The organism is Neobacillus sp. SM06 (genome assembly GCF_050496765.1).
In the GTDB taxonomy this organism is placed as follows: Bacteria; Bacillota; Bacilli; order Bacillales; family Cytobacillaceae; genus JAEVLT01.
The window spans coordinates 29,644-43,269 of record NZ_JBNWEO010000009.1; the positions used below are offsets into that span (position 1 = coordinate 29,644).

The window sequence follows — 13,626 nt, forward strand, 5'->3', positions numbered from 1 at the left end:
CTTTCGGACATCAATGAGTTGGATGATTATTGACGTATATTGTTCGTTTAGTTTTGAGAGAACAATTCTCTCTTATTTATATTCGTTCTTTGAAAACTAGATAATCGTATAGAAGAAGTACCAAGCAAGAACCGAGTGATCGCCATTTTAGATTTTCAACCTTTTTCAAGGCGAAATAGAAGCATAGCTGATATGAGCCGCGGGTTAAGTTAGAAAGGGCGCACGGTGGATGCCTTGGCACTAGGAGCCGATGAAGGACGGGACTAACACCGATATGCTTCGGGGAGCTGTAAGTAAGCTTTGATCCGGAGATTTCCGAATGGGGGAACCCACTGTTCGTAATGGAACAGTATCTTTACCTGAATCCATAGGGTAATGAAGGCAGACCCGGGGAACTGAAACATCTAAGTACCCGGAGGAAGAGAAAGCAAACGCGATTCCCCAAGTAGCGGCGAGCGAAACGGGAACAGCCCAAACCGAAAGGCTTGCCTTTCGGGGTTGTAGGACACTCAATATGGAGTTACAAAGGAACGGGGTAAATGAAGCGATCTGGAAAGGTCTGCCGTAGAAGGTAAAAGCCCTGTAGTTGAAACTTCGTTCCCTCCTGAGTGGATCCTGAGTACGGCCGGACACGTGAAATCCGGTCGGAAGCTGGGACGGACCATCTCCCAAGGCTAAATACTCCCTAGTGACCGATAGTGAACCAGTACCGTGAGGGAAAGGTGAAAAGCACCCCGGAAGGGGAGTGAAACAGTTCCTGAAACCGTGTGCCTACAAGTAGTCAAAGCGCGTTTTTGCGTAATGGCGTGCCTTTTGTAGAATGAACCGGCGAGTTACGATTACATGCAAGGTTAAGTCGAAGAGACGGAGCCGCAGCGAAAGCGAGTCTTAAGTAGGGCGAAAGAGTATGTGGTCGTAGACCCGAAACCAGGTGATCTACCCATGTCCAGGGTGAAGGTAGGGTAACACCTACTGGAGGCCCGAACCGACGCACGTTGAAAAGTGCGCGGATGAGGTGTGGGTAGCGGAGAAATTCCAATCGAACTTGGAGATAGCTGGTTCTCTCCGAAATAGCTTTAGGGCTAGCCTCACGTGCAAGAGTCTTGGAGGTAGAGCACTGTTTGGACTAGGGGCCCTCATCGGGTTACCGAATTCAGACAAACTCCGAATGCCAAAGACTTATCCGTGGGAGTCAGACTGCGAGTGATAAGATCCGTAGTCAAAAGGGAAACAGCCCAGACCACCAGCTAAGGTCCCAAAGTATACGTTAAGTGGAAAAGGATGTGGAGTTGCTTAGACAACCAGGATGTTGGCTTAGAAGCAGCCACCATTTAAAGAGTGCGTAATAGCTCACTGGTCGAGTGACTCTGCGCCGAAAATGTACCGGGGCTAAACGTATCACCGAAGCTGTGGGTGGACACCGATGGTGTCCGCGGTAGGAGAGCGTTCTAAGGGCGTTGAAGCTGGACCGGAAGGACCGGTGGAGCGCTTAGAAGTGAGAATGCCGGTATGAGTAGCGAAAGATGAGTGAGAATCTCATCCACCGAATGCCTAAGGTTTCCTGAGGAAGGCTCGTCCGCTCAGGGTTAGTCGGGACCTAAGCCGAGGCCGAAAGGCGTAGGCGATGGACAACAGGTTGATATTCCTGTACCACCTCTTTATCGTTTGAGCGAGTGGGGGGACGCAGGAGGATAGGGTAAGCGCACTGCTGGATATGTGCGTGTAAGCAGTTAGGCTGTCAGTGAGGCAAATCCCGCTGACATTAGGCTGAGCTGTGATGCCGAGGGAAATCGAGTACCGAAGTTCCTGATTCCACACTGCCAAGAAAAGCCTCTAGCGAGATAAAAGGTGCCCGTACCGCAAACCGACACAGGTAGGCGAGGAGAGAATCCTAAGGTGAGCGAGAGAACTCTCGTTAAGGAACTCGGCAAAATGACCCCGTAACTTCGGGAGAAGGGGTGCTCTTTGGGGTTTACGCCCCGAAGAGCCGCAGTGAATAGGCCCAGGCGACTGTTTAGCAAAAACACAGGTCTCTGCGAAGCCGCAAGGCGAAGTATAGGGGCTGACGCCTGCCCGGTGCTGGAAGGTTAAGAGGAGGGGTTAGCTCACAAAGCGAAGCTCTGAATTGAAGCCCCAGTAAACGGCGGCCGTAACTATAACGGTCCTAAGGTAGCGAAATTCCTTGTCGGGTAAGTTCCGACCCGCACGAAAGGCGTAACGATCTGGGCACTGTCTCAACGAGAGACTCGGTGAAATTATAGTACCTGTGAAGATGCAGGTTACCCGCGACAGGACGGAAAGACCCCGTGGAGCTTTACTGTAGCCTGATATTGAATTTTGGTACAGCTTGTACAGGATAGGTAGGAGCCGTAGAAACCGGAGCGCCAGCTTCGGTGGAGGCGTCGGTGGGATACTACCCTGGCTGTATTGAAATTCTAACCCACACCCACAAATTCTGGGTGGGAGACAGTGTCAGGTGGGCAGTTTGACTGGGGCGGTCGCCTCCTAAAGAGTAACGGAGGCGCCCAAAGGTTCCCTCAGAATGGTTGGAAATCATTCGTAGAGTGTAAAGGCACAAGGGAGCTTGACTGCGAGACCTACAAGTCGAGCAGGGACGAAAGTCGGGCTTAGTGATCCGGTGGTTCCGCATGGAAGGGCCATCGCTCAACGGATAAAAGCTACCCCGGGGATAACAGGCTTATCTCCCCCAAGAGTCCACATCGACGGGGAGGTTTGGCACCTCGATGTCGGCTCATCGCATCCTGGGGCTGTAGTCGGTCCCAAGGGTTGGGCTGTTCGCCCATTAAAGCGGTACGCGAGCTGGGTTCAGAACGTCGTGAGACAGTTCGGTCCCTATCCGTCGTGGGCGCAGGAAATTTGAGAGGAGCTGTCCTTAGTACGAGAGGACCGGGATGGACGCACCGCTGGTGTACCAGTTGTCTTGCCAAAGGCATCGCTGGGTAGCTATGTGCGGACGGGATAAGTGCTGAAAGCATCTAAGCATGAAGCCCCCCTCAAGATGAGATTTCCCATAGCGTCAAGCTAGTAAGATCCCTGAAAGACGATCAGGTTGATAGGTCAGAGGTGGAAGCGCGGTGACGTGTGGAGCTGACTGATACTAATCGATCGAGGACTTAACCAATGTAGTTGAATGCGCGATCTCGTTCTTCGTTTACTTCTTCTTGATTACCTAGTTTTGAGGGAATGAACCTCAACAAAATAGCTTGGCGGCAATGGCGAGAAGGTCACACCCGTTCCCATACCGAACACGGAAGTTAAGCTTCTCAGCGCCGATGGTAGTTGGAACGCAAGTTCCTGTGAGAGTAGGACGTTGCCAGGCAAAGAAAAAGACAATCCTTTAGGGGTTGTCTTTTTTGGCTAATCAGAATTTATATGGATAAATTCTGAACGCATAAATTCAACTACGCCTCTGTCTTCGTCCAAAGGACTCGCCAGTCGGCGAGTTTTCATTTATTTGATCGGGATATTTGAAAGGTTGGGCGAAATTCTTCGCAAAACAGCGGTAAATTAGCAAAATCTTAACAATTGTTTTCCATCATTCTTTTCTTCATGCTAACTGTAGCAGCTTCTAGTCGCTGAGAGAGTCGCTCAAAGCCCTCAAAGAAGGAAAAAAGGAAAGTAAAGTCGCTGAGAGAGCCGTTCAAAGTCTGAGAGAATTTTTTCTAGGGATGTTCTCCTGCTCAATATCAATAGTATAATGGCGAGTAGGAGTGGTGATGGAACGTGGAAGGGAAAAAACTGAGGGGTAAAACGATCTTGATCGTTGATGATCATGAACCAACACGGGCAGCCCTAAAAAAAGCGTTATCGGCGAACGGATTTGAAGTGTTGGAAGCGATCGATGCGAACAAAGGATTTGAACAATACGAAAAGCATGATCCCTGTTTCGTCGTGCAGGAGTTGAAGCTACCCGACTTGGACGGTTTTGAGTTTTGCAGGCAGCTGCGCGGAACATATAGCAGCAATGTACCGATTATTATTTTATCAGCAAGGAACTCACAAAGTGATCGAATTGAAGGCCTAAGGGTCGGTGCAGATGATTATATGGGAAAGCCTTTTGACTTGGAAGAATTGATTGCGAGGATTGAGGCAGTTTTAAGGAGAACGGCAAATCGGTGTAGCAAATTAAGCTACCGGGAGTTGACGATAAAACCGCTGCAAGCTGCTGTTAAATATCTTGATGCAGAACTAGAGCTAACACAGTTTGAGTATAAGCTGTTATACCAGTTTATGACCCATCCCAATCAAATTTTATCGAGGGCACAAATTATTAGCCAAATATACGAAAAAGGCGAAAAATTTATCAATGATCGTACGATAGATGTTCATGTTAAGCATTTGCGCGAAAAGATTGCCAAGTTGACTAATTACCCTTTTATCGTCACGATTCGGGGCATCGGCTATAAATTTAACACAGAAAATGAAGCGGAACGGTGCCTGGATGAATAACTGGCCATACTAAGGATAGGGAAATGAATGAGAAGAGGGTAGTCGTAACCATGGGTAAGAAAAAGCAACTATTTGAAGTGCAAGAAAACGAAACGATTGATGCTTGTTTGGAACGGATAAAAAAACAAGGCTATACCCCGATTCGCCGGATCGAAAAGCCGATTTTTCAGGAGGTTGTGACTGACGGTGAAACAAGCTATGAACCGGTTGGCAGACAGATTCTGTTTGAAGCAAAACTAGCCGATTAAGCAACGCAAACGCATTCATTTAAATACGAACAATAAATTTTCCGGTAAAAAAATTGTTCGTTTTTGTTGACCATTTAGCGAAATGGTTGGTAAAATAAGAGTAATCAAATAGGCGATTTGCCCTCGTATAATAATGGGAATAGGGCCCATAAGTTTCTACCCAGTCACCGTAAATGATTGGACTATGAGGGGAAGTGAACAATGCCGGAGATTGTGCATCTCATGGTATTTTTCTGTTCAGAACAAGCCCGAACAGACACTTTTCCTCAACTAAAAATGGGGAAACGTATCTGTTTAAGGGCTTTTTTATTTTGCAATGAATAAGGAGTGTAATCCGTGACCGTACAAGTGGCTGTTATAATGGGAAGCAAGTCCGATTGGGAAACGATGAAGCATGCATGTGAAGTGTTGGAGGAGTTGGACATTTCTTTTGAAAAGAAAGTAGTTTCCGCACATCGTACGCCTGACTTAATGTTCGAATATGCTGAATCCGCAAGAAATCGGGGGATCAAAGTCATTATTGCCGGTGCAGGAGGAGCAGCACATTTGCCGGGGATGGTTGCAGCGAAAACAACGCTACCGGTGATCGGAGTACCCGTACAATCAAAGGCACTGAACGGCCTTGATTCGCTTTTATCGATTGTGCAAATGCCTGCAGGTGTTCCCGTAGCAACAGTTGCAATCGGAAAATCCGGTGCGCGCAATGCAGGATTGCTGGCCGGGCAAATGTTATCGATTCAGGATACAGAAATTGCCGGTCGTTTGGAGAAGTTAAGAAATGAAGCAAAAATGGCCGCCATGGAAAGCAGTGATGAACTTGTCTGAAAAAATGATCGTACCGGGAAAAACAATTGGAATTATCGGCGGCGGTCAACTGGGACGCATGATGGCTATCGCCGCCAAGCCGATGGGTTACCGGATTGCCGTCCTTGATCCGGAAGAGGACTCGCCATGCGGCCAAGTAGCCGATGTGAAAATGGTCGGTGCCTATGACGATTTGGAAAAAATAAAAGAACTCGCGGATGTAAGTGATGTTGTTACTTATGAGTTTGAAAACATTGACGCCGAGGCGTTGGGATGGTTGTGCAAAAACGCTTATGTCCCCCAAGGAACAAAACTGCTTGAAATCTCACAAGATCGAATCATGGAGAAGGCGGCGATTCAAAAGGCCGGAGTCGCAGTTGCACCTTATGAGACGGTTACAACCAGCAGCGAACTTTATGATAAGATGAAGAAGCTTGGCTTTCCTGCGGTATTAAAGACAGCACGGGGCGGCTACGACGGCAAGGGTCAGGCAGTTATTCGTACAATGCAAGATATCGAAGCTGCAGCAGCCCTGCTGAATGCCGGCCCATGCGTGCTTGAGAAATGGATTTCTTTTCAAAAGGAAATATCGGTTATTTTAACGCGAAAACAAAATGGTGAAATGGCCGTTTTTCCAATCGCTGAAAACATTCATGTAGACAATATTCTCCACCAAACCATTGTTCCGGCAAGAATCAGCAAGGAAGCGGCAGAAACGGCTGTCCGTTATGCGAAGCAGCTGGCCGATAGCTTCGAACTTGTCGGGACGCTGGCAGTCGAAATGTTTTTAACAGCGGATGACCAGATTTATATAAATGAACTTGCGCCACGGCCGCACAACTCGGGTCACTTTACGATTGAAGCATGTGAAACATCGCAATTTGAACAACATATCCGGGCAGTGGCTGATTTACCGCTTGGCAGCACAGCGCTATTGAAACCGGCTGTCATGGTCAACCTATTAGGAGAACATCAGCCGAAAGTGCTGGCAAGACTTTCTGAGCTGGACGGATGGAAAGTTCATTTTTATGGAAAAAAAGAACCGAAGCGAAAGAGAAAAATGGGGCATGTGACAATACTTTGCGATTCAGTTGAAGAGGTCTTGATGGCCGTTGAAAAAAGCGGCATATGGGAACCCAAAATTACCGAAATTCAAAAGGTTTAATCCGTCGTTGAATGATTAATGCCGGGAAAGCAATGCAAAACATGATTTAGGGGGCTAAAAGATGATTGATCGTTATACCCGTCCGGAAATGGGTGCCATTTGGACAGAAGAAAACCGATTTAAAGCATGGCTTGAGGTGGAGATACTTGCCTGTGAAGCATGGTCCGTACTGGGCGAGATTCCGAAAGAAGACGTTGAAAAGATTCGTGCGAATGCATCGTTTAACATCGATCGGATTAAGGAAATCGAAGAAGATACAAGGCACGATGTTGTCGCATTCACGCGCGCTGTTTCTGAAACGCTTGGCGAAGAGCGGAAATGGGTTCATTACGGCTTAACATCAACCGATGTTGTTGATACCGCCCTTTCCTATATGCTGAAACAGGCCAATGCCATTTTGCTAAAAGATATTGAGAATTTCATTGAAATTTTAAAAACCAAAGCGATTGAGCATAAGTACACTGTGATGATGGGACGCACTCACGGAGTTCATGCTGAACCGACAACGTTCGGCCTGAAGCTCGCGCTTTGGTATGAAGAGATGAAGCGCAATCTTGAACGATTCAAACAGGCTGCAAAGGGAATTGAGTTTGGCAAAATCTCCGGGGCTGTTGGCACGTATGCGAATATCGATCCGTTTGTTGAAAAATATGTTTGTGAAAAGTTGGGACTGCAAAGCGCGCCAATTTCAACGCAGACATTGCAGCGCGACCGCCATGCTCAGTACGTATCAACGCTGGCTCTAATTGCGACATCGATTGAAAAATTTGCAGTGGAAGTGCGCGGATTACAGAAAAGCGAAACGCGGGAAGTGGAAGAGTTTTTTGCAAAGGGGCAAAAAGGATCTTCGGCGATGCCACATAAACGAAATCCGATTGGTTCAGAAAACATGACAGGGATTGCACGGGTGCTCCGCGGCTACATGGTAACGGCGTATGAAAATGTGCCATTATGGCATGAGCGGGATATTTCCCATTCGTCGGCAGAACGGATTATTTTACCGGACGCAACAATCGGTTTGAATTATATGCTAAACCGCTTTGGAAACATCATTAAGAATTTGACGGTGTATCCGGAAAACATGAAACGCAATATGGATCGGACCCTTGGGCTAATTTACTCCCAACGCGTCCTCTTAGCATTGATTGATAAAGGTCTTTCGCGTGAAGAGGCGTATGATACGGTTCAGCCAAAGACAATGGAAGCATGGGAGAAGCAAGTTCCGTTCCGCGGCTTGATTGAAGCGGAGGAAAAAATCACATCGCTTTTAACACCGGAAGAAATTGCCGATTGCTTCGATTACAATTATCATCTAAAACATGTCGATATGATTTTTGAACGGTTAGGTCTGGAAGGGTAGTCATACCCTTCTTGGTAATGGAAAATTCCCAATATTGAAAATCCAGGAGGCTATTCCGATGAATGAACTTTTGTACGAAGGCAAAGCGAAAAGAATTTATCGCACAGATGATGAAACAATCGTGCGGGTTGAGTATAAAAATTCAGCAACAGCATTTAATGGAGTGAAAAAAGCAGAGATTGCCGGTAAAGGGCATTTAAATAATGAGATTACAAGTTTACTTTTTTTAAAACTAAAAGAACATGGAATTCAATCACATTTTATTGAAAAAATATCTGAAACGGAACAACTGGTTAAAAAGGTAGCGATCATTCCACTTGAAACAGTTGTACGAAATGTTGCTGCCGGAAGCCTTGCGAAACGATTGGGAATCGAAGAAGGGAAGCCATTATCACAGCCGTTGGTCGAATTTTATTATAAAAATGATGTGTTGGGTGATCCGCTGTTAACGATTGACCATATTCATGAATTGAAAATTGCAACTGAAGAGGAAATTGCTATTTTAAAAGAAAAGGCATTGGAAGTGAATACCGTTTTATCAAGCTTTTTTGCCGGGCTTGGAATTCGCTTAATCGACTTTAAACTGGAGTTTGGCAAAGACAGCGAGGGTGAAATTTTGTTAGCGGACGAGATTTCTCCGGACACTTGCCGCCTCTGGGATGCGAATACAAATGAAAAGCTCGATAAAGATGTATTTCGCCGCGACTTGGGAAGTTTAACCGATGCATACGAACAAATTTTAGCGAGACTGGGAGGAAAACAGCATGTATAAAGTAAAGGTGTATGTCACGTTAAGAGAGAGCGTTTTGGATCCGCAAGGGACAGCAGTGAAACATTCGCTGCACACATTGAACTATGGTGAAGTAGCCGAAGTCAGAATCGGAAAATATATGGAGCTGACGATTGAAAAGTCGGAGCGGGATCTCGATGATGTGATCAATGAAATTTGCAGTAAGCTGTTGGCCAATCCGGTCATTGAAGACTACCGTTATGAAGTAGAGGAGGTTGTTCCCCAGTGAAGTTTGCGGTCATTGTCTTCCCAGGATCCAATTGTGATGTCGATATGTATCATGCAATCAAAGACGAGCTCGGCGAAGAAGTGGAATATGTATGGCATGACGCAGAGAGCTTGGATGAATACGACGGGATTTTGCTGCCGGGGGGATTTTCGTATGGTGACTATTTGCGCTGTGGTGCCATTGCCCGTTTCAGCAAGGTCATGAAGGAAGTTGTCAAAGCAGCAGAAGCTGGTAAACCGGTTCTTGGTGTCTGCAACGGATTTCAAATTTTGCTTGAAGCCGGGTTGCTTCCGGGAGCAATGAGACGAAATGACAGCCTATCGTTTATTTGCAAGCCGGTTGAACTAAAGGTGGAACACAGCCGGACAATGTTTACGGGAGAGTATGTAGAAGGCGAAACGATTACTATTCCCGTTGCCCACGGGGAAGGTAATTATTATTGCGATCAGGAGACGCTTGAAGAACTGCAGGCAAACAAGCAAATTGTTTTTACCTACCATGGGGAAAATCCGAATGGGAGCCTGGCAAATATCGCGGGAATTACAAATAAAAACGGCAATGTGCTCGGAATGATGCCGCATCCGGAGCGGGCGGTTGATCAGCTTCTTGGCGGAGCGGATGGCTTGAAACTGTTTCAATCGATTGTAAAACATTGGAGGGAAGCAAATGTTGTTAAAGCATGAACCAAGTCCACAGGAAATTAAGACAGACAAGATTTACGCACAGATGGGTTTGACCGACAGTGAATTTGCGATGATTGAAAAGATTCTTGGGCGCACACCGAATTACACCGAAACAGGCCTATTCTCCGTTATGTGGTCTGAACATTGCAGCTATAAAAACTCGAAGCCGGTGTTAAAAAAGTTCCCAACAACAGGCGAGCGGGTACTCCAAGGCCCGGGTGAAGGTGCGGGGATTGTCGATATCGGCGATGAACAGGCGGTTGTGTTTAAAATCGAAAGCCATAACCACCCATCGGCGATTGAGCCGTATCAAGGCGCAGCAACGGGTGTGGGCGGTATTATTCGCGATGTTTTTTCAATGGGTGCCAGACCGATCGCCATGCTAAATTCGCTTCGTTTTGGCGAGTTGGATTCAGCGCGGGTTCGCTATCTTTTTAAAGAGGTTGTCGCAGGCATTGCCGGCTATGGAAACTGCATCGGGATTCCAACTGTTGGCGGCGAGGTGCAATTTGATGCTTCCTATGAAGGGAACCCGCTGGTAAATGCAATGTGTGTTGGCTTAATTGATCATAAAGATATTCAAAAAGGGCAGGCCCATGGTGCAGGCAATACGGTGATGTATGTTGGGGCAAAAACAGGCCGCGACGGGATTCATGGAGCAACCTTTGCTTCTGAAGAATTAACGGAGCAGTCCGATGAGAAGCGTCCGGCTGTGCAAGTAGGCGATCCGTTTATGGAGAAACTGTTGCTTGAGGCATGCCTAGAACTCGTGCACGTTGATTCGCTTGTTGGAATCCAGGATATGGGAGCAGCTGGGCTGATCAGCTCCTCTTCTGAAATGGCAAGCAAAGCGGGCATGGGGATCGAAATGAATTTGGATCTTGTGCCGCAGCGTGAAACGGGAATGACGCCATATGAGATGATGCTTTCCGAATCCCAGGAGCGGATGCTGATTGTTGTTAAACAAGGAAGGGAACAGGAAATTGTTGATCTTTTTGCAAAGTATGATTTGGAAGCTGTAGCGATTGGCAAAGTGACCGATGATAAAATGCTCCGGCTGTACCATAAAGGCGAGATTGTTGCAGATGTTCCGGCCGATGCACTGGCAGCTGATGCCCCTGTATATCATAAGCCTTCACAGGAGCCGGAGTATTTCCGCGAATTCCAAACGATGGAAGATACTGTACCACAAGTGGATGATTACAAGCAAACGTTGATCCAGCTTCTTGCTCAACCGACGATTGCCAGCAAAGAGTGGGTTTACCAGCAGTACGACTACATGGTTCGAACCAATACAGTCGTTTCACCCGGATCGGATGCTGCCGTTGTCCGCATACGCGGTACACGCAAAGCATTGGCGATGACGACCGATTGCAATTCGCGCTACGTGTATTTGGATCCTGAAACCGGCGGGAAAATTGCCGTTGCCGAAGCAGCAAGAAACATTGTTTGCTCCGGTGCAGAGCCGCTCGCAATCACGGATAATTTAAATTTCGGAAATCCGGAAAAACCGGAAGTGTTCTGGCAAATTGAAAAAGCAGCTGACGGCATGAGTGAAGCCTGCCGGGTATTGAACACACCGGTAATTGGCGGAAATGTCTCCTTATACAATGAAACGAGCGGAACGGCAGTCTATCCAACACCGGTTGTTGGAATGGTCGGATTGGTTGCCGACCTTAACCATATAACGACCCAGCAGTTTAAAGAGAGCGGCGATTTGATTTATTTAATTGGCGAAACAACCCCTGAGTTTGGCGGCAGCGAGTTGCAAAAGCTGTTAAATGGACGGATTTTCGGGAAATCTCCTGCATTGAATGTCGAAGTGGAGAAAGAAAGACAAGCACAAGTATTGGCAGCGATTCGTGCCGGTCTTGTTCAGTCAGCACATGATGTTTCTGAAGGCGGTCTTGCGGTTGCGCTTGCTGAATGTCTGTTCGCCAATGAATGGCTTGGCGCCAATGTTGAAATCGACGGCGAAGCGGTTACGGCTCTATTTAGTGAAACGCAGTCCCGATTCCTGCTGTCGGTGAAAAAAGAGAATCAAGCTGAATTTGAAACGATTGTGGATGCTAGGTTAATCGGGGAAGTTGCGGATTCAGCCATGCTTCGGATTGTCAACAATGGTACGGCAGTTGTCGAAGCAGCTGTTTCTGAATTAAAAGATGCTTGGAAAGGGGCTATCCCATGCTTGCTGAAATAAAAGGGTTGAACGAAGAGTGCGGGGTGTTTGGCATCTGGGGGCACCCTGATGCTGCCCAAATTACCTATTACGGTCTTCATAGTCTTCAGCATCGCGGTCAGGAAGGAACAGGGATTGTCGTTTCAGACGGAAAAACACTGAAAGGTGCAAAAGGCGAAGGGCTTGTAACCGAAGTCTTCACAGCGGATATTATGAAAGATTTAGTCGGAGATGCGGCGATTGGGCATGTCCGCTATGCGACAGCGGGCGGCGGCGGTTATGAAAATGTTCAGCCGCTCTTGTTCCATTCACAAACGGGCAGCCTTGCACTCGCCCATAATGGAAATCTGGTCAACGCCAACTCGTTAAAGCATCAGCTTGAAGGGCAAGGAAGCATTTTTCAAACAAGCTCGGATACGGAAGTACTTGCTCATTTAATGAAGCGCAGCGGCTATCATCAGCTAAAGGATCAAGCAAAAAACGCGCTTACAATGCTGAAGGGTGCCTATGCTTACTTGATTATGACGGAAACGGAATTAATGGTCGCTCTTGATCCGCATGGGTTAAGACCGCTTTCACTTGGAATGATCGGCGATGCCTATGTCGTTGCGTCAGAAACATGTGCGTTTGACGTGGTCGGGGCTGACTATATTCGTGATGTTCTGCCTGGCGAATTGCTGATTATCAATAAGGATGGACTGACATCTGAGCGCTTTGTGGTCAGCACGACGAAAGCGATCTGCATGATGGAATACATTTATTTTTCAAGACCCGACAGTGATATCAATGGTATTAATGTTCATACGGCACGGAAAAATTTGGGGAAACGGCTTGCAATCGAAGCGCCGATTGAAGCAGACGTTGTCACAGGTGTTCCCGATTCAAGCATTTCGGCGGCGATTGGCTATGCAGAGGCGTCCGGCATCCCATATGAAATGGGACTGATTAAAAACCGCTATGTCGGCCGGACGTTTATTCAGCCTTCGCAATCGTTACGGGAGCAAGGCGTTAAAATGAAACTGTCACCAGTGCGCGGTGTAGTAGAAGGAAAACGGGTCATTATGGTCGACGATTCAATTGTCCGGGGTACGACAAGCAGAAGGATTGTCAACATGCTGAAGGATGCCGGGGCGCTGGAGGTTCATGTTGTGATCAGCTCACCGCCAATCAAAAATCCATGTTTTTACGGGATTGACACCTCGACAAAAGAAGAATTGATTGCATCGGACAAATCGGTGGAAGAAATCCGCCAGCTGATCGGCGCCGATTCATTGACATTTTTAAGCGTCGAAGGGATGCTTGAAGCAATCGGCAAACAGGATCATGGCGAGACATCCGGCTATTGCCTTGGCTGTTTTACAGGAAAGTACCCGACGGAAATTTATCCGGATACATTGCAATACTATTATCAGAAATAATTGGGGGAAGACGCTTAAGGTGACTTGCCATCAAAGTCAAAGTCATCCCAACATTGAAGGGGAAGACGCTTAATAAGTAGACGAACAAATTGTGACAGCGGCGGAATCAATTGTGAAAGTCGCGGAATGGTCGCCTAAACTCGCGGAATCAGGACGAAAAGTGGCGGAATGCACGTCAACTTCCGCGGAGTCAGGACGAAAAGTGGCGGAATGCACGTCAACTTTCGCGGAGTCAAGCTCTAAACCTAGCGGATTTTTTAGAAAAAATTGGAGGGTTTCC

General features: G+C 47.2%; 10 protein-coding genes, 2 rRNA genes and 1 riboswitch. All 12 genes read left to right on the top strand.

Features of this window, described 5'->3' with window-relative positions; all coding sequences use genetic code 11:
• Positions 1-202 precede the first annotated feature (202 nt).
• The 12 genes from ACQYAD_RS02705 (at position 203) to purF (ending at position 13,346) form a co-directional block, all read left to right on the top strand.
• Positions 203-3,142, top strand: a 23S ribosomal RNA gene (locus tag ACQYAD_RS02705).
• A gap of 81 nt (positions 3,143-3,223) precedes the next feature.
• Positions 3,224-3,340 (top strand): 5S ribosomal RNA (rrf, locus tag ACQYAD_RS02710).
• A gap of 404 nt (positions 3,341-3,744) precedes the next feature.
• Positions 3,745-4,470, top strand: a complete 726-nt coding sequence (locus ACQYAD_RS02715; protein ID WP_430235264.1) for a response regulator transcription factor — start codon at positions 3,745-3,747, stop codon at positions 4,468-4,470.
• Positions 4,471-4,520: 50 nt separating this feature from the next.
• Positions 4,521-4,718 (top strand): NETI motif-containing protein, encoded by a 198-nt coding sequence (locus ACQYAD_RS02720; protein ID WP_430235502.1) that lies wholly within the window; start codon positions 4,521-4,523, stop codon positions 4,716-4,718.
• Positions 4,719-4,821: 103 nt separating this feature from the next.
• A riboswitch (purine riboswitch) is annotated at positions 4,822-4,923 on the top strand.
• Positions 4,924-5,078: 155 nt separating this feature from the next.
• Entirely contained in the window at positions 5,079-5,543 is a 465-nt protein-coding gene (gene purE / locus ACQYAD_RS02725) for a 5-(carboxyamino)imidazole ribonucleotide mutase (protein ID WP_430235504.1), read from the top strand.
• Positions 5,497-6,687, top strand: a complete 1,191-nt coding sequence (gene purK, locus ACQYAD_RS02730) for a 5-(carboxyamino)imidazole ribonucleotide synthase (protein ID WP_430235266.1) — start codon at positions 5,497-5,499, stop codon at positions 6,685-6,687. Before purE ends, purK begins: the two co-directional genes overlap by 47 nt.
• 61 nt (positions 6,688-6,748) lie before the next feature.
• Positions 6,749-8,047: an adenylosuccinate lyase gene (purB, locus tag ACQYAD_RS02735; RefSeq protein WP_430235268.1), complete on the top strand. Its 1,299-nt coding sequence runs from the start codon at positions 6,749-6,751 to the stop codon at positions 8,045-8,047.
• Between the two features lie 58 nt (positions 8,048-8,105).
• Positions 8,106-8,819 (top strand): phosphoribosylaminoimidazolesuccinocarboxamide synthase, encoded by a 714-nt coding sequence (purC, locus tag ACQYAD_RS02740; protein WP_430235271.1) that lies wholly within the window; start codon positions 8,106-8,108, stop codon positions 8,817-8,819.
• Entirely contained in the window at positions 8,812-9,066 is a 255-nt protein-coding gene (gene purS, locus ACQYAD_RS02745; protein WP_430235273.1) for a phosphoribosylformylglycinamidine synthase subunit PurS, read from the top strand. Before purC ends, purS begins: the two co-directional genes overlap by 8 nt.
• Positions 9,063-9,749, top strand: a complete 687-nt coding sequence (gene purQ, locus ACQYAD_RS02750; protein ID WP_430235275.1) for a phosphoribosylformylglycinamidine synthase subunit PurQ — start codon at positions 9,063-9,065, stop codon at positions 9,747-9,749. The genes purS and purQ overlap by 4 nt, the downstream gene beginning before the upstream one ends.
• The gene (purL, locus tag ACQYAD_RS02755; protein ID WP_430235277.1) at positions 9,733-11,949 is read left to right on the top strand and encodes a phosphoribosylformylglycinamidine synthase subunit PurL; all 2,217 of its coding nucleotides are present in this window, start codon (positions 9,733-9,735) and stop codon (positions 11,947-11,949) included. Before purQ ends, purL begins: the two co-directional genes overlap by 17 nt.
• Positions 11,934-13,346: an amidophosphoribosyltransferase gene (purF, locus tag ACQYAD_RS02760; RefSeq protein ID WP_430235279.1), complete on the top strand. Its 1,413-nt coding sequence runs from the start codon at positions 11,934-11,936 to the stop codon at positions 13,344-13,346. Before purL ends, purF begins: the two co-directional genes overlap by 16 nt.
• The last annotated feature ends 280 nt before the right edge of the window (positions 13,347-13,626 follow it).

Bases quoted from the DNA above. Each gene is read 5' to 3' on its own strand.
- purK (WP_430235266.1), top strand. From the start codon at position 5,497: ATGAAGCAAAAATGGCCGCCATGGAAAGCAGTGATGAACTTGTCTGAA.
- purF (WP_430235279.1), top strand. From the start codon at position 11,934: ATGCTTGCTGAAATAAAAGGGTTGAACGAAGAGTGCGGGGTGTTTGGC.
- purB (WP_430235268.1), top strand. From the start codon at position 6,749: ATGATTGATCGTTATACCCGTCCGGAAATGGGTGCCATTTGGACAGAA.
- purE (WP_430235504.1), top strand. From the start codon at position 5,079: ATGGGAAGCAAGTCCGATTGGGAAACGATGAAGCATGCATGTGAAGTG.
- purC (WP_430235271.1), top strand. From the start codon at position 8,106: ATGAATGAACTTTTGTACGAAGGCAAAGCGAAAAGAATTTATCGCACA.
- purL (WP_430235277.1), top strand. From the start codon at position 9,733: ATGTTGTTAAAGCATGAACCAAGTCCACAGGAAATTAAGACAGACAAG.
- ACQYAD_RS02720 (WP_430235502.1), top strand. From the start codon at position 4,521: ATGGGTAAGAAAAAGCAACTATTTGAAGTGCAAGAAAACGAAACGATT.
- purS (WP_430235273.1), top strand. From the start codon at position 8,812: ATGTATAAAGTAAAGGTGTATGTCACGTTAAGAGAGAGCGTTTTGGAT.